A 19,340-nucleotide genomic window follows, 5' to 3' on the forward strand; every position below is an offset into this window, starting at 1 on the left:
CCTGAACCGCCGTATACGGAACCGTACGTACGGTGGTGTGAGAGGACGGCGGATGTGAATCCGCCTCCTACTCGATTAAGCCAGTAAGCCGTTAACGCAACCAAACGACGAACCACTGTCATGCCTACCACAGGCCGCAACCGAACCCAGTGAAGCTGCTCAGGACAGGATTGAACCGATGCAAACTGCCACACCCTTTCCGCGCCACATTGCCGTAGTAATCCTCGCCACCCTGGCTTGCTCGTTCGCCGCCAATCATATCGCTGCTCGCATTGCCTTCGATCACGACACCGGCCTGTTGCTGGCCATGCTCTGCCGCGCGGGTGCGACGCTGCTGGCCCTCGCTGCGCTCGTGCTCTGGCGGCGCGAGTCCCTGCGTTTGAGCGCTGCAACGTGGCGCTGGCAGACCCTTCTGGGACTGTTGATCACGATCCAGAGCTTCTGCATCTATTCGGCGGTCGCGCGCATTCCTGTCGCACTGGCTCTGCTGGTGGTCAATCTCTCACCCATCATGCTCGCGCTCCTGAGCTGGGCGCTTGGCGGCCCGAGACCGACCCGTCAGGCGCTGGCGATCATGGGGTTGATTCTGATCGGCCTGGTATTGGTGCTCGATGTCCCGACGCGGCTGATCAGCAGTGAGGCGCCTGATGGTCAATGGGTGTCGGGCATTCTATTCAGTCTGACCGCCGCCGCGGTGTTTGCCCTAGCGTTGTGGGTCACCGAGCATAAGCTGTCTAGCATGGCTGGCTCGGTACGGAGCATGCTGACGCTGATTCTGGTGTTCAGCGCCTCGGCCCTGCTCGGTGCCAGCGGTCTGATCCCGGGAGGGCTAGGCCTGCCCAGCGCAACCGTCGGCTGGATCGCGCTGGGGTGCCTGGTGCTTCTCTATGGCGCGGCGTTTTCCACACTGTTCATCTGCATGCCGCGGCTGAACATCGCTCGCAACGCCCCGGTCATGAATATGGAGCCGGTCGCCGGAATGCTGCTTGGGTGGCTGATACTTGGCCAGATGTTGGGTCCACTGCAAATACTGGGTGGCTTCATCGTGGTGGGAGGCATTGTCCTGCTGGCGTACCGCAAGCACTGATCAGGCGAACCGGTGATGGGTAGGCGCGAACAGCGCCTACGGATGGGAATTGGCTTCAAAGCAGTATTGCCAGCGGCCCGATAGAGACCGGACGGGCCACTGGCGTTGTGGGGGCTGAAGAGTCGATCAGCTGACCTTTTCCGTCTCCGCCTCTTCATGGGCCTGGCGCAGACGCTCGCGGCTGTTGGTGAGATGCAGGCGCATCGCAGCTCGGGCTGATTCGGCGTCCTGGCGGGCAATGGCGTCGTAGATCTGCTCGTGTTCACGACCGAGGCGCTGTTGGTAATGCGGCTGATCATCATGTGCCAGGCGTGCGGAATTCAGCCGACTGCGCGGGATGATCGCCGTGCCTAGGTGATTCATGATGTCCGTGAAGTAACGGTTGCCCGTTGCTTCGGCGATTTGCAGATGGAACTGGAAATCCGACACGGCGGCTTCACTGGAAAGCGCAGCACTTCGCTGGAGCGAATCCAGAAATTCCCGCATAGCTGTCAATTGTTCGGGAGTCCGGCGCTGTGCCGCGAGCCCAGCGGATTCGACTTCCAGGCTGATCCTCAGCTCCAGAATCGACAACACGTCGCGTAACGTTCCGATGGTAGCCGGGTCGATGCGCAGGCCTGTGGTGCTCGGGGTATCGAGCACGAAAGTACCAATGCCATGGCGAGTCTCGACCAGTCCGGACGCTTGCAGCCTGGAGATCGCCTCACGCACTACCGTGCGACTGACCCCCTGAGCCTGCATGATCGCTGACTCTGTCGGCAGCTTGTCGCCGCGTTTGATAACGCCGTCGCGGATCTGCTGCGACAGCTCGGTCACCAGCTCCTGTGCGAGGCTGCGATGCTTACGGCGAACACGCGGCTGGGCGATCTGATTTTCCATGGACACATCAATCTCGTTGAAGCGAAGTAACCCGTATCATAGCTCAGTAGTTGTACGATAACTATCCGACCACCGTCTATTGCTCGATCCTACCTTGCGTCCGAAAAACGGCGGGGTTCAGCGTGAATCCTATACTGCACTGACAATCATCAGTCAGGAGACCGACATCATGCGCCGAATCATGTTACTGCTCGCTGCCGCGGTTGTAAGTACGCCGCTTTGGGCTATGCACTGCCCGATGGACATGGCCAAGATCGACAAGCAGCTCGAGACCAATCCGCCAAGCGATCCGGCAACGCTGGAAAAAGTAAAAGAACTCCGAGCGGAAGGAGAGCAGTTGCACAAAGCGGGCGACCACACTCAATCGCTCCAGGTTCTCGAGCAGGCCCAGGCGTTACTCGATTCCGCTGATTGATCGTCCCAAGCGGACGGCCCGCTCCTGCGGCCGTCCGAACTAGGGCGGGTTTGCCTCACCTGTGCATCTGACTCGCAACTCCTTTCGTGCAAAATCTTCTTCGCTGCTGAGGGTGTCGTAACCCTCTGGACAGAGCTGCTCTGCACGAGTCTCACATCCAGGTTGCTCAACTTTCTCGCAGGCCAATACGTACTCGTCTGTTGGTTGAGCGGCTGGCACGCCCTCGAACGCACTGCAGCCAGCCAGCGTCAGCAACGCCCCTGCGGCAAGGCTGACGCGATAAACGCTTTTGATCATGGGCAAAGTATCTCGCTCGATATATACACCGATGCGTTGATCGCCTACTCGGCGTAAGCCTCGGCTGACCCACACTGGTGAAGTTGGATGATTTCGCGTCGTCTCTGTCTCGCCTACTCTAATCACCAGTAGCGCAGGACGCGCAGCGGGCCAGGGAGGCTCGACAAGGAGCGTTCGCAGGAGTGCGAGTTAAAGGACAACGGAACGACTGGCTAAACGCCTGCAGCCCCGCCCCGTGCGGGGCTTTTTAATTGCGCGACTGCTAACGGGGATTAGGTGCGTCATCCAGTTCTGCACTGTCGGGGTCGATATCAGGGACATTATTCATCTCCCCTCCTCGCTTGGCATTGTCTCGTGGAGTCTTGCCGTCATTGTTCGGCAACTCATCCACGCCTGCTTCGCTACCGGGACTGACATCCGTTCGCTCGGATCCCAACGGAGGTGGTGAACCGGGAATGATCACATCCTCTTTGCCCGCGCGCTCGGCGTGCGAAGGATCGTTATTCTGGTTTGAGAGACCGTCAGGGTCATTGGCCATCGTTTAATCTCCTCTGCCATAGCAAATGCACTACAGGATAAGAGGAGCGTGGCGGGGCTGCGTTCACGACGATAGGGTGCCACTGGTCACATGCAATGAGCCATAGCGCAGAGGCGGGCTGCCCTATAAAAAATAAAACCGGCTGCGGCGGCCGGTTTAGATACGGATGTATCAGTGTGTCCCGATGGTGCCCGGAGCGGGAATCGAACCCGCATACCCTTTCGGATGAGGGATTTTAAGTCCCTTGCGTCTACCAGTTTCGCCATCCGGGCGGGACGGTGATGCGCGACGTTGATCGCGGCGCAGGACTATAACGAGGCTCTGGCCGAGGCGCAACCCGAACGGCGATGCCGGCGCGTCTGTAGCGAGTTTGCTGCCATGGAACAGCCCGAAGTTAGGCTTACGACGTAAAGATTCAATGACGACGGCGCATGCCGACGATCAGCCAGAACACCAGCCCGAGAATCGGAAAGATGGCGATACCCAGCGCCCATAGGGCTTTCGCACCGACGCTTCGATCGCTTTTGAACACGCTGATGATGGCCAACAGATCCAGCACGATAACGGCGCCAGCAAGCGCAATTGCAAGGTAGCTCATCGTATCTGACATAGAGGACTCCTTAATAGACTCTCTATGTTTCAGTCACCGTCCGAGGCGCTACAGTTCCGGCTAGAGAGGATGCTCACCAGACCAGACCAAGATGCAGTGTCACGAATCACAAATTGAGCGCGCATAAAAAAACCGCAAGCTTTCGCTTGCGGTTTTTTTATTACTGGAGGCCGATGTCGGAATCGAACCGGCGTACACGGATTTGCAATCCGCTGCATAACCACTCTGCCAACCGGCCTCAAAACGATAACGCCGCATGCAGCGGCGTCATCGTCAACAAACTGGAGCGGGAAACGAGACTCGAACTCGCGACCCCGACCTTGGCAAGGTCGTGCTCTACCAACTGAGCTATTCCCGCATCGTCTTGGTGACGGGCGCCATTTTATAGTTTCAGCACGCCCCGTCAAGCCCTTGATTAAAAAAGTTTTTTATTTCTTTTCAGTAGGGCTTAGATGAGGCCAGGCGGCCATCAGGTAATTGGCCATTGACCACAACGTTAGCCCGGCGGCGACGATCAGCAAGGCATAACCCAGCCCAACCCATACAGTCGTCAGCGGGGGGTTAGCCAGCAAAATGATGAGCGCCACCATTTGTGCCGCTGTTTTCCACTTGCCCAGATTGGACACCGCCACCTGTGCCCGGGCGCCCAGCTCTGCCATCCATTCGCGCAAAGCTGACACCACAATTTCCCTGCCAATAATGATCGCTGCCGGCAAGGTCAACCAGAGGTTCGAATGCTCCTCAACCAGCAGCACCAGGGCCACAGCCACCATCAGTTTGTCCGCCACTGGATCAAGGAAGGCGCCGAAGGGTGTGCTCTGCTGAAGTTTGCGGGCCAGATAACCATCCAGCCAGTCAGTGATGGCCGCGATGGCGAATACCGCGCTTGCCGCAAGGTAGCTCCATTGGAAAGGCAGATAGAACAACAGGATGATGATCGGTATCAGCAGTACGCGTAGCACGGTGAGAATGTTTGGGATGTTCATCGATACCACTGGTCCGCGGATTTAGAGGGAGATTCTACTCACTGTGCAGAGCGGCATAAATCGACTCGGCAAGCTTTTTACTGATACCCGGCGCCTTGGCAATCTCGTCAAGACTCGCACGGCTAAGTTCTTGAAGACCACCGAAGTGTTTGAGCAGTTCTCGGCGGCGTTTCGGTCCGATGCCGGCAACCCCCTCTAATGTTGAGGTGGTGCGCGCCTTTCCCCGTCGCGCTCGGTGGCCGGTGATCGCGAACCGGTGGGCTTCGTCGCGCACCTGCTGGATCAGGTGGAGCGCTGGCGAGTCGCCTGGTAGCGTGAATTCATGCGCTGCATCGTTCAGATAGAGGGTCTCCAGGCCCGGCTTGCGGGTGACGCCTTTTGCAACGCCCAGCAGGATCAAGTCGGGCACGGCGAGCTCCTGCAGCACTTCACGAGCCATGTTGAGCTGGCCCTTGCCACCGTCCACCAGCAAGATGTCCGGTAGCTTGCCCTCCCCCTCGGCTGCTTTTCTGAAACGACGGGACAGCGCCTGGTGCATTGCGGCGTAATCGTCACCTGCGGTAACGCCTTCGATGTTGTAGCGCCGGTAGTCAGACTTCAACGGCCCTTCCGGACCGAACACTACGCAGGACGCCACGGTAGCCTCGCCACTGGAGTGGCTGATATCGAAGCATTCCAGCCGACTTGGCTGTTCATCCATCTCCAATGCTTCGGCCAGCGCCTGGAACCGTGCAGCCAGATGCTGGCGGCTTGCCAGTCTCGCACCGAGTGCTTGCTCGGCGTTGGTCAGTGCCAGCTGCTGCCAGCGCGCGCGTGTACCGCGTACCCGATGGGTGATGGTCAATTCGACGTCGCGTAACTCGACGACCGCGCTGATGAGTGTTCCGAAGTCTTCGTGCACGGCGTTGACGATCAACTCGGCCGGCAGATCGCGCTCCATGGAGCTGAGGTAATACTGCTCCAAAAATGCCTGCAGTACGTCGCTGACACTTTCCTCTATTGCCACCTGAGGGAAGAAATTCTTGCTGCCCAGCACTCTTCCACTGCGCACGCTGATCAGGTGGACGCAAGCGCCGCCCGGGCTCACCACGGCTGAGACGATATCAACGTTGCCGCTGCCGCCTTCCATGCTTTGCTGATCCTGGACACGTCGCAGGATGCCTATCTGATCGCGTATCTCCGCGGCACGCTCGAAATCAAGCGCCATCGCCGCCTTCTCCATGTTCTTTGAAAGCTCCTCAGCCAGAGCATTGCTGCGCCCTTCCAGAAACATCACCGAATGACGAACGTCCTCGGCATATTCCTCTGGATTCACCAGATTCACACACGGCGCCTTGCAGCGTTTGATCTGGTACTGCAGGCACGGGCGGGTGCGGTTTCGGTAGTAGCTGTCTTCACACTGGCGGACGAAGAATGCCTTCTGCAACAAGCTCAGACTTTCGCGGATGGCGCCGGCGCTGGGATAGGGGCCGAAATAGCGGCCGATCTCCTTCTTGGCGCCTCGATGAATGCTGAGCCGAGGAAAGTCCCCACTGGAAAGAAAAACATAGGGGTACGACTTATCGTCGCGTAGCAGAATGTTGTACGGCGGCCGCCATTGCTTGATAAGCGTTTGCTCAAGCAGTAGCGCTTCGGTTTCGTTGGCCGTAATCGTCGTTTCGACCTGGGCGATTCTGGCCACGAGCGCGGCTGTTTTCGGTGCTTGCCCGACCTTGCGAAAGTAACTGGCCAGGCGCTTTTTAAGGTTCTTCGCTTTTCCTACATAAAGCAGCTTGGCTTCGGCATCGAACATCCGATAGACGCCGGGACGTCCGCTGCAAGAAGCCAGGAATGCTGAAGAATCGAAGCCGCTCATCAATTGATGGTGTCGACCATGCCGTGTCGTACGGCGAGCAACGCTAGCTCGACGTCACTGGTGATCGACAGCTTTTCATAGATGCGATAGCGGTAGGTATTCACGGTCTTGGGCGACAAACAGAGCTTGTCGGAAATAGCCTGGACCTTTTGACAGTTCGCGATCATCAGCGCGATCTGAATTTCCCGTTCGGACAATAGATCGAAAGGTGAGCCGTTGACCTTGGGCTGAAAAGACTTCAGCGCGAGTTGCTGGGCGATCTGTGGGCTGATGTAGCGCTGGCCGGCGAACACCATGCGAATCGCCTGGATCATTTCTTCCAGCGCAGCGCCTTTGGTCAGGTAGCCAGCCGCCCCGGCCTGAAGCAGCCGTGTTGGAAACGGATCTTCCTCGCAAATGGTGACCGCTATGACCTTGATGTCAGGATGGCTACGCAGCAGCTTGCGTGTCGCCTCGAGGCCGCCAATGCCGGGCATCTTGACGTCCATCAAGACGACGTCCGGCTTGAGCTCACGGGACTTCTTGATCGCCGCCTCACCGGATTCCGCCTGACCGACCACTTGCAAGCCATCGATATCGGCAAGCATGCGGGAAATGCCTGTGCGTACTAGATCGTGGTCGTCGACCACAAGCACTCTAATCAAGCAGACACCTCTTTCTGGACAAATTCAAAGCTGGGCTGGCTGCTCGCTTCATAAGCGGCGAACTTTAACAAAAAAAATACTGCATTACCCAGACCATACATCGCAGCATGGCGTTTTGGCATCACGGGATTGAGTTACGAGGCATGCCGAGTGAACGCGAGAGCGCAGACTGAAGTCATTGGTAATGATCAAATCGTTACCCATGTATGGAGTCACTCTTGTTTGCCAGCTTCGTCGCCGCCTTTGTTCTGGCTACCGTTCATGTTTTTGCAGGCCGTTTGCGCAGGCTCGATAGCCTGCCTCGTAGCCGGTGGCTTTCCATGGCTGGCGGCGTTTCGGTCGCCTACGTGTTCGTCCATCTGCTGCCCGAACTGGCGCGCGGTCAGGCGGTGATGGACGGCAGTGACATTTGGGTGCTCAGCTATTTGGAGCATCATGTCTACTTGCTGGCGCTGCTTGGCCTCGCCTCATTCTATGGCTTGGAACGGCTGATCAAGGAACATCGCCGTCGCTTGCCGGAACATGCCGAATCTCATGCGGGTGTGTTCTGGCTGCATATCGGCGCATTCGCCGTCTACAACGGCCTCATTGGTTATCTGCTGATTCAGGGTGAAAACAGCAGCCTGACTACCCTGGTGCTCTATTGTGTCGCGATGGGCCTGCATTTTCTGGTCAATGACTTTGCCCTTCAGCACGACCACAAGGGGTTATTCAGGCGCCGCGGTCGCTGGTTCCTCGCCGCGATGCCGCTGGCCGGTTGGACGCTCGGCCTCGCTACGGAGATTTCGGAGCTCGCCGTGTCGGCACTGACCGCTTTTGTAGGCGGCTCGATCATTCTGAACGTATTGAAAGAGGAGTTACCCGAAGAGCGCGATAGCCGCTTCAGTGCCTTCCTGCTCGGCTCGGTCGGCTATTCGGTGTTGCTGCTCAGCTTTCAGGGCGGCTAGCCGGGGCACGCGCGAGGTGTACCGCCTGTACCGTCACCGCGCCATGACGACGGGTAAGCATGTAACTAGTGATGGGTGGGCTCTCGGCTCAAAGAGCCAGCAACAACCTCTCGGCTTCCCCTGCGTCAGTACTTTTCCCATCGACACGACTTTCAATCCACCGGGTGCGTTCCGGTGCAAAGTAACTTTGTACCCACGAAATCAGGAAGATCAAAGCCGACAGCAGAATGAAAATCTTAATTACGTCATATATGAAGAAATGCAGACTGCCCCCCAGGCGGCTGGCCAGGTCCAGGCCGAATACCTCTTCGAGCAGTAAGCGCACCAGAGAGGACAGCCAATCCATTCGCAACAGCTAATTATTGAGCCACGTGAAAGCGTCCACCTGTTTCTCCTTTAGTCTCGCGGCAGCGCCCGCTCGTACCAGTCTCGGCTTTTGTTGACGGTACGAACCAGCCAAAGCATAACCGGCACCTCGATGAGCACCCCTACGACCGTCGCCAGTGCCGCGCCCGAGTTGAAGCCGTACAGCACGATGGCGACGGCTACCGCGAGCTCGAAGAAATTCGACGCGCCGATCATGGCGGACGGCCCGGCGATGTCATGGCGCACTTTCAGCTGTCGGTTGAGCCAGTAACCCAACGCGGCAATCACGAGCGTTTGCAGCAGGATCGGCACCGCCAACATGGCGATCACCAGAGGCTGTTCGACAATCGCTTCACCTTGAAAGGAGAACAGCAACACGAGTGTCGCCAGCAGCGCCAGGATAGCGAACGGCTGAATACGGGCCAGTGCTGCCTGAAATCTGTCTTCACCGCGCCTGCGAAGGCGGGAGCGAATGAACTGGGCAACCGTAAGCGGGATGACGATATACATCACGACGGAAAGGATCAGCGTATCCCACGGCACAGGGATCGACGAGACTCCTAGCAGCAAGGCCACGATGGGCGCAAAAGCAAACACCATGATCAAGTCGTTTACTGCTACTTGAGTCAGGGTGAAGTTGGCGTTGCCGTTACACAGGTTGCTCCAGACGAACACCATGGCTGTGCAAGGGGCCGCGCCGAGCAGGATCAGGCCGGCGACGTAGCTATCGATCTGGTCAGCCGGCAGCCAATCTGCGAATACGTGTCGGAGAAACAGCCAGGCGAGAAACGCCATGGTGAAGGGTTTGATAGCCCAGTTCACGAGGAGGGTCACGCCCATACCGACGCGGTGCTCAAAGATCTCATGAAGTGCGCTGAAGTCGATTTTCATCAGCATCGGGATGATCATCACCCAGATCAGCACCCCTACGGGGATGTTCACGTTTGCCAGCTCCATCGCACCGACCGTCTGTGCCGCCTTTGGCGCAAACAGGCCGATGAGCGTCCCGGCAACGATGCACAGAAAGACCCAGAGGGTCAGGTAACGCTCAAAGAAACCGATTGGCGCACCTGCGGCTTTTTTTCCTATGGTTTCGCATTGGGTAGACATGGAGCTTCTCGTTATTTCATCTAGGTCGCAGTTCTGAAGTGTTAGCAGCCGGTGGCAGCTCCGTCAGCATCGAAGTCATCTGATGGGCCATGGGCCGCGCACGGCAGTTCACCCCCATCGAAAGTCACGGCCCGGTCATGCTGCTGCGCTTTTGCAGCCGAGCTTGCCAAGAAACCGTCTGAGCATATTCGCTTTACAGTATATGCGGCTATCAATATATTCTCAGCTTTCCGTGTGGAGCCTGCTCCACGTCAATCACATCGTCCAGGCCATGAATTCCATGATCGAACCTCTAACGCCTGACATGGTTTTTAAATGCCTCTCCGATGAAACCCGAGCGCGCATGACCTTGCTGATCACGCTCAAAGGGGAACTGTGCGTTTGCGAGCTGACGACCGCGCTTGAGCAAAGCCAGCCTAAGATTTCGCGGCATCTCTCCCAGTTGAGAAGCTGCGCAATCCTTGAAGACAGACGCCAGGGGCAGTGGGTGTATTACCGACTGCACCCGCATCTACCCGATTGGGTTCACGAGATGCTGCAGGTCGTGCTCAATGCCAATAAACAATGGTTGAGTAGTGATGCTGAGCGCCTTGAACGCATGCATGACCGGCCTGACCGCGCGGCAGTCTGCGGCTGAATCGGAGCGATCCGTGAGAGCGCAATGGCCGTGCACAGCTAGCGCGGCTCCGCACGCATCAGCCCGTGCGCGTTCGACGACAGGCTCGAATTTCCAGGTACGCATGGCGGCTATTCCCGCCCTTCCGCAACCGGCTCGATGCGAACGCCGCGAATGATGAGTGACGCCCTGATGCGAGAAAAGCAATGAACGAAAGTCTTCCCAATATCGACCTCGAGCATCTCGACCTACCGAGTCTGGATAAGCTCAACCTGCCCAGCAATCCAGCACACAAACCGCGCATTCTGTTGCTCTATGGCTCGAACCGCGAACGCTCGTTCAGTCGCTTGATGAGCCAGGAGGCGGCGCGTCTGTTGGAGGCAATGGGTTGCGAAACGCGAATCTTCGACCCCGCCGGCCTGCCCTTGCCAGACGACGCGCCCGAATCTCATCCCAAGGTGAAGGAGCTGCGCGAACTGGTGATCTGGTCGGAAGGCCAGGTGTGGTGCTCGCCGGAACGACACGGTGCGATGAGTGCGGTGTTTAAGGCACAGATCGACTGGGTACCGCTGAGCATGGGTGCCGTCCGCCCGACGCAGGGCAAGACCCTGGCGCTGATGCAGGTCTGTGGGGGCTCGCAGTCCTTCAATGCGGTGAATCAGATGCGCGTGCTGGGCCGCTGGATGCGGATGGTCACGATCCCCAACCAGTCTTCAGTACCTAAGGCGTTTCTGGAGTTCGACGACGCCGGGCGAATGAAACCTTCAGCCTATTACGACCGGGTCTTGGACGTGATGGAGGAACTGGCCAAGTTCACGCTGCTGATACGTGGACGCGGTGGCTACCTTGTCGATCGCTACTCCGAACGCAAGGAATCGGCCGAGGCCCTGTCAGCACGCGTCAATCAGCGCTCGATTTGAAACAAGGAAAGGCAACCATGTCGCACCCCTATGACGTTCTCGATATCCCGGGTTACGCAGGCCGTTTGATGTTCACGCCATGCCCTGGCACCAAGGGCACCGACGTAAGTGAAGCGCTGACGACGATCGAATCAGCTGGCGCGCAGGTACTTATCACGCTGATGCCGAATGCCGAGCTGGCAGCCAACCATGCGGATGACCTTCCGGCTCGCTGCGCCGAGCTTGGCATGGAGTGGTTGCAGCTACCGGTGTCCGATGAACAGGTCCCGCAGGCTGACTTCGATTCTGCTTGGCATCGCCATCGGGAAATCATCCTTGCGCGACTGGCCGAAGGCGCCACGCTGGCGATCCACTGCAAGGGTGGTTCCGGACGCACCGGGCTGATTGCCGCGCGCATCCTGATCGAGCTGGGCATGCCCCGGGAGACCGCCGTGAAAGAGGTCCAGGCGCTTCGGCCCAAAGCCATTCAACACCCGGCCCATGTCGGCTGGCTCGCACAATTTGGCGACTGACCTCTGATGCTGAAGACCTTTGGCTTGTTCTTCATCACCGCACTGGCCGAAATCGTCGGGTGCTATCTGCCGTACCTATGGCTTCGTCAAGGCAAAAGCGCCTGGCTCCTGATACCTGCCGCGGCATCATTGATGCTGTTTGCTTGGCTGTTATCGCTGCACCCGACAGCAGCCGGGCGCGTGTATGCCGCCTAAGGCGGCGTTTACATCGGCGCTGCAATCGTCTGGCTGTGGCTCGTCGACGGCATCAGGCCTACCGGCTGGGATCTACTGGGGTCGGCCGTCGCATTGGTCGGCATGGCCATCATCATGTTTGCGCCTCGCGGCGCCTGACTTACGGAAATCAACCATGACGCTCAAAATCGGTATCAACGGTTTCGGCCGGATCGGCCGTCTGGCCCTACGCGCGGCCTGGGACTGGCCGGAGCTGGAATTCATCCAGATCAACGATCCCGCCGGGGACGCAGCCACTCACGCCCACCTGCTGAATTTCGACTCGGTGCATGGCCGCTGGCAGCACGAAGCAAGCAGCGACGGCAATTGCATTGTTGTGGATGGCAAACGAATCCGGGTCACTGCTAACAAGGCCATTGCCGATACCGATTGGTCCGGCTGTGATTTGGTCATCGAAGCCAGCGGCAAGATGAAGACGGTGGCCGTGCTGCAAGGCTACCTCGATCAGGGCGTCAAGCGTGTCGTCGTCAGCGCGCCGGTCAAGGAAGCCGGGGCACTCAATATCGTCATGGGGGTTAATGACACGCTGTTCGATCCAGCGCTGCACCGGATCGTTACCGCAGCCTCCTGCACCACCAACTGCCTCGCCCCGGTGGTCAAGGTGATCCATGAACACCTGGGCATCCGCCATGGTTCGATTACCACGATCCACGACCTGACCAATACCCAGAGCATCCTCGATCAGCCCCACAAGGATCTGCGTCGCGCCCGAGCCTCGGGCATGAGCCTGATCCCAACCACCACCGGTTCAGCCACCGCGATCGCCGAGATCTTTCCGGAGTTGCGCGGCAAGCTCAACGGCCACGCGGTGAGGGTCCCGCTCGCCAATGCTTCGCTGACCGACTGCGTTTTCGAAGTCGAGCGAGCCACCTCTGTCGAGGAAGTCAACACGCTACTGCAGGCCGCGGCAAGCGAAGGTCCACTAAAGGGCATCCTTGGCTATGAAGCGCGGCCGCTCGTTTCCATCGACTACCGCACCGACCCACGCTCCTCGATCATCGATGCATTGTCGACCATGGTCGTGAACGGCACACAGGTAAAACTGTATGCCTGGTACGACAACGAGTGGGGCTACGCCAACCGCACCGTGGAATTGGCACGCAAGGTCGGTCTAGCCGATTGATCCCGAGGATGGCGCGCTCGCGACGCCATCCGTACCCTCCGCACCGCCACAGGACTCGTCATGCACGCCCTCTCCCGCCTCGCCCCGGAGGTTCGCCAGTATTTGCTGGTGACCGGCAACTACTGGGCCTTCACCCTGACCGATGGTGCGCTGCGGATGCTGGTAGTGCTGCACTTTCATGCGCTGGGCTATACGCCGTTGCAAATTGCCGCCCTGTTTCTCTTCTATGAAGTGTTCGGTGTCATCACCAATCTGGTTGGCGGCTACCTGGGAGCCCGAATTGGGCTCAACCGCACCATGAACATTGGACTCGCCATGCAGGTCGTGGCCCTGATGATGCTCACGGTGCCCGCCGCATGGCTGACGATTCCCTGGGTGATGGGCGCGCAAGCGCTGTCAGGCATTGCCAAGGACCTGAACAAGATGAGTGCCAAGAGCTCGATCAAGCTTTTGGTGCCGGAGGGTCAGCAAGGCACGCTGTACCAGTGGGTAGCTGTGTTGACCGGGTCGAAGAACGCGCTGAAGGGGGTTGGCTTTTTCCTCGGCGGTGCCCTGCTTGCAGTTATCGGCTTTCGCGGATCACTTCTCGTCATGGCCGCAGCACTGTCGCTGATCTGGATTTCCAGTCTGGTACTGCTGAAAAAAGACCTGGGCAAGGCCAAGGCGAAACCGAAGTTTCGCGAAATGCTCTCCAAGAGCCGGGCCATCAATGTTCTGTCAGCCGCACGGCTGTTCCTGTTCGGCGCCCGAGATGTCTGGTTCGTGGTGGCGCTACCGGTCTATCTGTCCGCGGTGTTTGGCTGGGACTTCTGGCAGGTAGGCGGCTTTCTCGCGCTCTGGGTAATCGGCTACGGCATCGTCCAATCGCTCGCCCCGGCTATTACGGGCAAGAGGCGCGGTGAGGTTCCAGACGGGCGCTCGGCGTTTGGTTGGGCGCTGCTTCTGGCCGGCTTGCCGGGGGGGATCGCGTTGGGGCTGAGCACCGATTGGTCAGCCCAGGCGATACTGCTCGGCGGCTTGCTGCTGTTTGGAGCGCTTTTCGCCATAAACTCATCGCTGCACAGCTACCTGATCGTCTTTTATGCAAAGGCCGACGGTGTATCGCTGGACGTCGGCTTCTATTACATGTCCAACGCGCTGGGCCGATTGGTTGGCACCCTCCTCTCTGGTTGGGTCTATCAGCGATATGGACTCGAGGCCTGCCTCTGGATATCGAGCGTCTTTGTGCTGCTCGCTGCACTGATCTCGATCGCCCTGCCGCACCGTCATCACGCAATCACACCAAGCAGTTGAGCGTGATGCAGCGAGCAGCGCGGCGTTCCGCGCTTCGCTGGTACACCGCCTGCTCGCCCCTTGGGTCTATCAGCGGTGGCTATCGCTAAGCAAGTGACTCAGTACCGATCGCAATTTCCCCGCCTTGACTGGCTTGTTCAGCACTGGCACGCCAAACCCGTGCAGTTGGCGGCGACACTGGTCGCTGCGATCGGCCGTCACCATCACCACGGGAATTGGCTGCGCAAAGTGCTCCCTCAACGCAGTGGCCACTTCCCAGCCGGTCACGCCCTGATCGAGATGGTAGTCGGCGAGAATTGCCTCGGGCGGCGTTCCTTCGAGCACAGCTAACGCGGCTTCCTGGTCGGTGGCCGTCAACACGTCGCAGCCCCATTGCCCCAGCAACGCAGCCATGCTGTGGAGGATGCTCAGCTCGTTGTCGAGGACCAGCAAACGACGCCCCGGTAACGGGTTGCCAAGCACTGGCATGAGCCCAGGCGCTTCGACCGGCAGGTGCTCCGGCGGATCGGCCAGTGGCACATCAATGCTGAAGACGGAGCCTCGACCAAGCTGCGAACGCACCTGAATCGGATAGGCCAGCATCGAGGCAATTCGATCGACAATGGCTAGACCCAGCCCGACGCCGGGGCGCTCGGTGGCGCGCTGTACACCCAGCTGATTGAATTCGAGGAAGATCGATTGCATCTGATCCGCTTCGATTCCCCTACCGGTGTCCCAGACCTCGATGCGCAGGTATTCTCCGCGCTTGCGCGCGCCCAGCAATACGCGGCCGTGATCGGTATAGCGGCAGGCATTGCTGAGAAAATTACGCAGGATGCGCGTCAGCAGCCGGAAATCGCTGCGCAACGCGTAGGCCGGAATGTAGTGGTCAAAACCAAGGCCGGCTGCATCCGCCACGGACTGAAATTCAGAAACCAGTGGTAACAGCACTTCATCGAGACGATAGACGTCGATGTCGGGTTTTATCGCCTGCTGGTCCAATTTGGAAATATCCAGCAAGTCCGTAAGCAAATCTTCGGCCCCTTCTAGCGCCTGATGCGCCCGCTCGACCAGATTGGTCTCAGCATCCGGCAGCCGGCGCTCCCTTAGTGTCGAGATCAACAAACGTGCGGCATTGAGCGGCTGCAATAGATCGTGGCTGGCGGCGGCCAGGTATTTATCTTTGCTGTGGTTCGCCGCCTCGGCAGCATCCCGCGCTTTACGCAGCTCTAGGGTCCGCTCGGTGACCCGCTGTTCAAGCTGCTCATTGAGTTGCAACAGGCGCATCTGGGCCAGTTTGCGATCGGTGATGTCCGCTACAAAACCCTCGACCAAGCCGTCTTCGTCGGGCTTGAGCAAGAGGTTCATGATCACATCAATAGCGGTGCCGTCCTTGCGGCGCAGACGGGTGTCATACCCGAACAGGCCTTGCTGGGTCTTCAGGGTGTGGCGAATTTGCTCGAGTTCGGCCTCACCACCGATGAACAGATGATGCGACAGATCGGTCAGGTGCCAGAGCGCCTCGGCCGGGTTTTCGTAGCCGAGCATCCTTGCCAGGGCTGGATTGGCTGCACGGATGCCTTCCTGAAGGCTTGCCTGGAAAATGCCGTGCACAGCATGTTCGAACAGCCATTTGTAGCGGTTGCGCTCGGCCTCGAGTTCTTCAAGACGGGCCACGAGCTCAGGGTAATGGCTCTTGCGGGCGGAATGTGTACCCAGCCCAAGGAGCCCGGCGAGCGCATCGTCTTGTTCAGAGTGCTTCGGCATAGACCACTTCAACGTCTCGTTGGGTCGACGAACGAGGGTTGGTCAGAATGCAGGGGTCCTGCATAGCGTGCTGCGAAAGAAACGGGATGTCGGAGAGGTCCACGCCATGCAAACCCAGTGTTTCGTGGAAACCAATGGCCTGCTTGAGACTGATCAGATGTTGCATGAGCCGTTCACGGATCTGCCGATGGCTCAGCCCGCGACTATCGATACCAAGGGTTTCAGCGACCACTTTGAAGCGATCCGGCGCTGAATCGTAGTTGAACGCCACCACGTGCTCGACCAAAACCGCATTACACAGACCATGCGGTAGGTCCAGGTAACCGCCCAAGCTGTGCGACATCGCGTGTACTGCGCCAAGGATCGCGTTGGAGAAGGCCAAGCCGGCCTGCATGCTACCGAGCATGATTTTCTCGCGCAGTTGGATGTCTGCCGGATTGGCGATCATCTCAACCAGATGGCCGTTGATTAGCCGCATCGCCTCCAGCGCGTGCGGATCGGTCAGCGGTCCATGGCCAGTCGAAACGAAGGCTTCTATGGCATGGACCAGCGCATCAATACCCGTACAAGCCGACAGGAACGGATCCATGCTGAGGGTGGTTTCCGGATCGATCAGTGAGACATCCGGTACGGCGCCCTTGCTGACGATGGAAAACTTCATCCGCTCGGTCTGGTTGGAAATGATCACGAACTGCGAAACGTCGGCAGAAGTGCCCGCGGTCGTGGGAATCAGAATCAACGGTGGGCTTGGCACACGCAGCGTGTCGACGCCCTCGAACTCGATGATATTCCGGCCATGCGCCACCGCGATACCGATGCCCTTGGCGCAGTCCATCGGGCTGCCGCCGCCAACCGCGACGATGACGTTACACCCCTCGCTGCGGTACATCTCGGCACCCAGCATCACTTCTTCTGAGCGGGGGTTGGCCGACACCTGGGTAAACAGGTGGTAGTCGATGTCCTGCCGGCTCAGACTTGCCTGGACGTCACCGACCCAACCGGCCGCTACCACGCCTGGATCGGACACGAGCAGCACCTTTCGGGCGCCGAAATTTTTTGCGTAATTGCCGGCGCTGTGCCGACAGCCCGCGCCAAACACGATCTCTGGGGATACGAACTTACGTTGCAGGCTAAGGTTGGGGCTCATACGACGGCCTCTCGTTATTATTTGTTACTTTTGGCAAGCGTACTGCTTTCCTCCATCAAAGCAATCGGCAAAACGGAGCATGGCGGTGCGAGGGCTGCTTTACTGGCCGCCGGTTCGACCCAGCAGCGACATATAGAAGCGGCACTCGCGCTCCAATGCATCTGCCAGGTTGGCTGCCTGGCGAAAACCATGACGTTCTTGCGGATAGAGGCAATATTCCACCCGCACACCCTGCTCGCGCAATGCGTCCACCATGGACTCGGTTTGTTCGGGCAGAACCACCGCATCCAGCGCGCCCTGGAAGAAAATCACCGGAACCCGTATCTGTGCAGCGTTGTTAAGCGGCGTCCGCTCCTTGTATCGCTGAGCGTCACGCTCAGGATCGCCTATCAGCCAATCCAGATAATCCGCTTCGAATTTGTGCGTCACGCGCCGCAAGGCCATCGGGTCGCTGACCCCGTAGAGGCTGGCACCGCCAGTAAAGCCGGCATCGGCGGCCAACGCGCAGAGTGCGCTGTAACCGCCCGCGCTGGAGCCTCGAATGAAGGTGCGCGCGGAATCGATCTGGCCGCGAACGGCCAATGCCTGCACCGCCGCGCACGCATCCTCGACGTCCACTACGCCCCATTCGCCGCGCAACCGCTGCCGATAGGCTCGGCCAAATCCACTGCTGCCCCGGTAATTGACATCGGCGACGGCGAAGCCCCGTTGCGTCCAGTACTGAATACGCGGGTCGAAAACCGGATAGCTCGCGGAGGTCGGCCCGCCATGCATGAACACGACCAGCGGAGGTTTCTCCCCGGGCAGGCCAAGGCAGTCGGCATTGCGCGGCGGATAGAAAAAGGCGTGCGCCACCTCCTCCTGGCCCGTCGCAAAACTGAACGGTTGCGCGCAAGACAGCTGCTCGGCCGGCAAGGGCTGTTCGCCGCCGGCCAGGATCGCAATTTCACCGGTTAGACGTTCGATTGCCAGCACGGCGGGCATACGATCAGGAGCCCCGGCAATGCAATAGTAGCGGTGCTCATCCACGGCCAACTGACGACAACGACTGTATGCAGGCGCGAGCTGCCGCTCGCTTCCCCCGGCGTCATGCTCGAAAAGCAGGCCGTACCCCTCCACCAGCCGAGTCGATAGCCAGGCACCGCCAGTCAACGGCACATAGCTGACGGTCGCTAACTGCCAGGGCGCCGGAGCGTGGTCGAAGCGATGTCGAGCGAAGCACTCCACGGGCACGAGAGAATCGCCTTGGCTCCGCCAGGGCTGCCACCAGCCGGCGCGGTCGGTCAGGCAAAACAGGTCGCCGTTGCTGGCGAAGCGAGGCTGTTGCAGTGACTCCGAATCGTCACTGCCAGCCATGCACACCGCGGGGCCGAGTTGGCCGTCTGTTAGGACGTCGGCGATCCAGAGACTGGTAGCCGTCCAGGGTTGCTCGGGACGCTGCCATTGAATCCAGGCCAGACGCTCACCTGTAGCGTCCAGCGTAGGCGAGGCATAGAAGTCGGCACCTTCGACAAGCATCTGATGCACGCCTGCAAGCGAAACGCTTACCAACCGATGCCGGACGTCCTCTTCATCATGGGCTTCCTCGACCGCCAGGATCGCGCCACGGCGGCGATCATATTGCAGATCGCCGTAACGGCATTGCGGGCGCGAGGTAAGCGCCGCCGGCTGGCTCGCGCTCGAACCGTCAATGGCTTGCAGATAGATCTGCTGATCCTTTTCGTTGACGAACGCAACGCCTTCATCGGTGAGAGTAAACGCACCGCCACCGTATTCGTATACCCGGCTGCGCAGCGAGAAGCCCGTAGGGGTCAGGCACTGTGTTGTACCGTTGCGCCAGTACCACAGCGTGCAACGGGCATCAGCTGGGTCGTATTGAATCCAGAGCAACCCGCCATGTCCGGCACGCAGCTCAGCGAAATCGCGGCTGGCCGACGCCGCTTTTTCAGCAGTCCATTCACTCATCCAAAAGCCGTACGGCGTTTCTGTCTTGATCATCACTGGTCGATCCCGGT

General features: G+C 59.1%; 19 protein-coding genes, 3 tRNA genes and 1 pseudogene. 9 read left to right on the forward strand and 14 right to left on the reverse strand.

Annotated features, from left to right (window positions below):
* Positions 1-178 precede the first annotated feature (178 nt).
* Positions 179-1,087: an EamA family transporter gene (locus tag ACSSNI_RS14645; RefSeq protein ID WP_200637207.1), complete on the forward strand. Its 909-nt coding sequence runs from the start codon at positions 179-181 to the stop codon at positions 1,085-1,087.
* 126 nt (positions 1,088-1,213) lie between these two features.
* On the opposite strand, the gene ACSSNI_RS14650 is transcribed toward ACSSNI_RS14645, so the two are convergent.
* The gene (locus ACSSNI_RS14650) at positions 1,214-1,966 is read right to left on the reverse strand and encodes a FadR/GntR family transcriptional regulator (protein ID WP_200637308.1); all 753 of its coding nucleotides are present in this window, start codon (positions 1,964-1,966) and stop codon (positions 1,214-1,216) included.
* Between the two features lie 169 nt (positions 1,967-2,135).
* Between ACSSNI_RS14650 and ACSSNI_RS14655 the strand changes: the two genes are divergently transcribed.
* Positions 2,136-2,381: a hypothetical protein gene (locus tag ACSSNI_RS14655; protein ID WP_019339072.1), complete on the forward strand. Its 246-nt coding sequence runs from the start codon at positions 2,136-2,138 to the stop codon at positions 2,379-2,381.
* A gap of 559 nt (positions 2,382-2,940) precedes the next feature.
* Here ACSSNI_RS14655 and ACSSNI_RS14660 read toward each other — a convergent pair.
* The 8 genes from ACSSNI_RS14660 to gacA form a co-directional block, all read right to left on the reverse strand.
* Entirely contained in the window at positions 2,941-3,216 is a 276-nt protein-coding gene (locus tag ACSSNI_RS14660) for a hypothetical protein (protein ID WP_148924269.1), read from the reverse strand.
* Positions 3,217-3,401: 185 nt separating this feature from the next.
* Positions 3,402-3,488, reverse strand: a tRNA-Leu gene (locus tag ACSSNI_RS14665).
* A 143-nt stretch (positions 3,489-3,631) separates the two neighbouring features.
* The gene (locus ACSSNI_RS14670) at positions 3,632-3,826 is read right to left on the reverse strand and encodes a PLD nuclease N-terminal domain-containing protein (protein ID WP_200637209.1); all 195 of its coding nucleotides are present in this window, start codon (positions 3,824-3,826) and stop codon (positions 3,632-3,634) included.
* A 164-nt stretch (positions 3,827-3,990) separates the two neighbouring features.
* A tRNA-Cys gene (locus tag ACSSNI_RS14675) sits at positions 3,991-4,064 on the reverse strand.
* 44 nt (positions 4,065-4,108) lie between these two features.
* A tRNA-Gly gene (locus ACSSNI_RS14680) sits at positions 4,109-4,184 on the reverse strand.
* 70 nt (positions 4,185-4,254) lie between these two features.
* Positions 4,255-4,812 (reverse strand): CDP-diacylglycerol--glycerol-3-phosphate 3-phosphatidyltransferase, encoded by a 558-nt coding sequence (pgsA, locus tag ACSSNI_RS14685; protein ID WP_159967738.1) that lies wholly within the window; start codon positions 4,810-4,812, stop codon positions 4,255-4,257.
* Between the two features lie 34 nt (positions 4,813-4,846).
* Positions 4,847-6,667 carry an excinuclease ABC subunit UvrC gene (uvrC, locus tag ACSSNI_RS14690; protein ID WP_418952675.1) on the reverse strand — a complete coding sequence of 607 codons (1,821 nt, stop codon included), beginning with the start codon at positions 6,665-6,667 and terminating at the stop codon, positions 4,847-4,849.
* Complete coding sequence (gacA, locus tag ACSSNI_RS14695; RefSeq protein WP_159967740.1) at positions 6,667-7,311, reverse strand: response regulator transcription factor GacA; 645 nt, start codon at positions 7,309-7,311, stop codon at positions 6,667-6,669. The genes uvrC and gacA overlap by 1 nt, the downstream gene beginning before the upstream one ends.
* A 206-nt stretch (positions 7,312-7,517) precedes the next feature.
* Between gacA and ACSSNI_RS14700 the strand changes: the two genes are divergently transcribed.
* A complete protein-coding gene (locus ACSSNI_RS14700; RefSeq protein WP_159967741.1) occupies positions 7,518-8,258 on the forward strand; it encodes a ZIP family metal transporter in 741 nt (246 codons plus the stop codon).
* A gap of 88 nt (positions 8,259-8,346) precedes the next feature.
* Here the strand turns inward: ACSSNI_RS14700 and ACSSNI_RS14705 are convergent, their stop codons facing one another.
* Both ACSSNI_RS14705 and arsB read right to left on the reverse strand, forming a co-directional pair.
* Complete coding sequence (locus ACSSNI_RS14705) at positions 8,347-8,604, reverse strand: hypothetical protein (RefSeq protein WP_234484580.1); 258 nt, start codon at positions 8,602-8,604, stop codon at positions 8,347-8,349.
* A gap of 50 nt (positions 8,605-8,654) precedes the next feature.
* Positions 8,655-9,734: an ACR3 family arsenite efflux transporter gene (gene arsB / locus ACSSNI_RS14710; protein WP_200639735.1), complete on the reverse strand. Its 1,080-nt coding sequence runs from the start codon at positions 9,732-9,734 to the stop codon at positions 8,655-8,657.
* A 280-nt stretch (positions 9,735-10,014) separates the two neighbouring features.
* Here arsB and ACSSNI_RS14715 point away from each other — a divergent pair, with 280 nt between their 5' ends.
* The 6 genes and pseudogenes from ACSSNI_RS14715 (at position 10,015) to arsJ (ending at position 14,432) form a co-directional block, all read left to right on the forward strand.
* Positions 10,015-10,371: a metalloregulator ArsR/SmtB family transcription factor gene (locus ACSSNI_RS14715; RefSeq protein ID WP_200639798.1), complete on the forward strand. Its 357-nt coding sequence runs from the start codon at positions 10,015-10,017 to the stop codon at positions 10,369-10,371.
* A 185-nt stretch (positions 10,372-10,556) separates the two neighbouring features.
* Positions 10,557-11,270: an arsenical resistance protein ArsH gene (gene arsH / locus ACSSNI_RS14720; RefSeq protein WP_200639734.1), complete on the forward strand. Its 714-nt coding sequence runs from the start codon at positions 10,557-10,559 to the stop codon at positions 11,268-11,270.
* 17 nt (positions 11,271-11,287) lie between these two features.
* Positions 11,288-11,782 (forward strand): phosphatase domain-containing putative toxin, encoded by a 495-nt coding sequence (locus ACSSNI_RS14725; RefSeq protein WP_102835201.1) that lies wholly within the window; start codon positions 11,288-11,290, stop codon positions 11,780-11,782.
* Between the two features lie 6 nt (positions 11,783-11,788).
* Positions 11,789-12,115, forward strand: a pseudogene (locus tag ACSSNI_RS14730) (YnfA family protein).
* A 16-nt stretch (positions 12,116-12,131) separates the two neighbouring features.
* Positions 12,132-13,139: an ArsJ-associated glyceraldehyde-3-phosphate dehydrogenase gene (locus ACSSNI_RS14735; RefSeq protein WP_200639733.1), complete on the forward strand. Its 1,008-nt coding sequence runs from the start codon at positions 12,132-12,134 to the stop codon at positions 13,137-13,139.
* A 60-nt stretch (positions 13,140-13,199) separates the two neighbouring features.
* Positions 13,200-14,432, forward strand: coding sequence for an organoarsenical effux MFS transporter ArsJ (gene arsJ / locus ACSSNI_RS14740; protein WP_200639732.1), 1,233 nt, complete (start codon positions 13,200-13,202; stop codon positions 14,430-14,432).
* A gap of 69 nt (positions 14,433-14,501) precedes the next feature.
* Here arsJ and ACSSNI_RS14745 read toward each other — a convergent pair whose 3' ends face one another.
* The 3 genes from ACSSNI_RS14745 to ACSSNI_RS14755 all read right to left on the reverse strand — a co-directional run bounded on the left by ACSSNI_RS14745 (position 14,502) and on the right by ACSSNI_RS14755 (position 19,323).
* Positions 14,502-16,178, reverse strand: coding sequence for a PAS domain-containing hybrid sensor histidine kinase/response regulator (locus ACSSNI_RS14745; RefSeq protein ID WP_200639731.1), 1,677 nt, complete (start codon positions 16,176-16,178; stop codon positions 14,502-14,504).
* A complete protein-coding gene (ercA, locus tag ACSSNI_RS14750) occupies positions 16,162-17,325 on the reverse strand; it encodes an alcohol dehydrogenase-like regulatory protein ErcA (RefSeq protein WP_102835196.1) in 1,164 nt (387 codons plus the stop codon). Before ercA ends, ACSSNI_RS14745 begins: the two co-directional genes overlap by 17 nt.
* Positions 17,326-17,424: 99 nt before the next feature.
* Positions 17,425-19,323: an alpha/beta hydrolase family protein gene (locus tag ACSSNI_RS14755; RefSeq protein WP_200639730.1), complete on the reverse strand. Its 1,899-nt coding sequence runs from the start codon at positions 19,321-19,323 to the stop codon at positions 17,425-17,427.
* Between the last annotated feature and the right edge of the window lie 17 nt (positions 19,324-19,340).

It is taken from the genome of Stutzerimonas tianxiuensis (genome assembly GCF_053470365.1).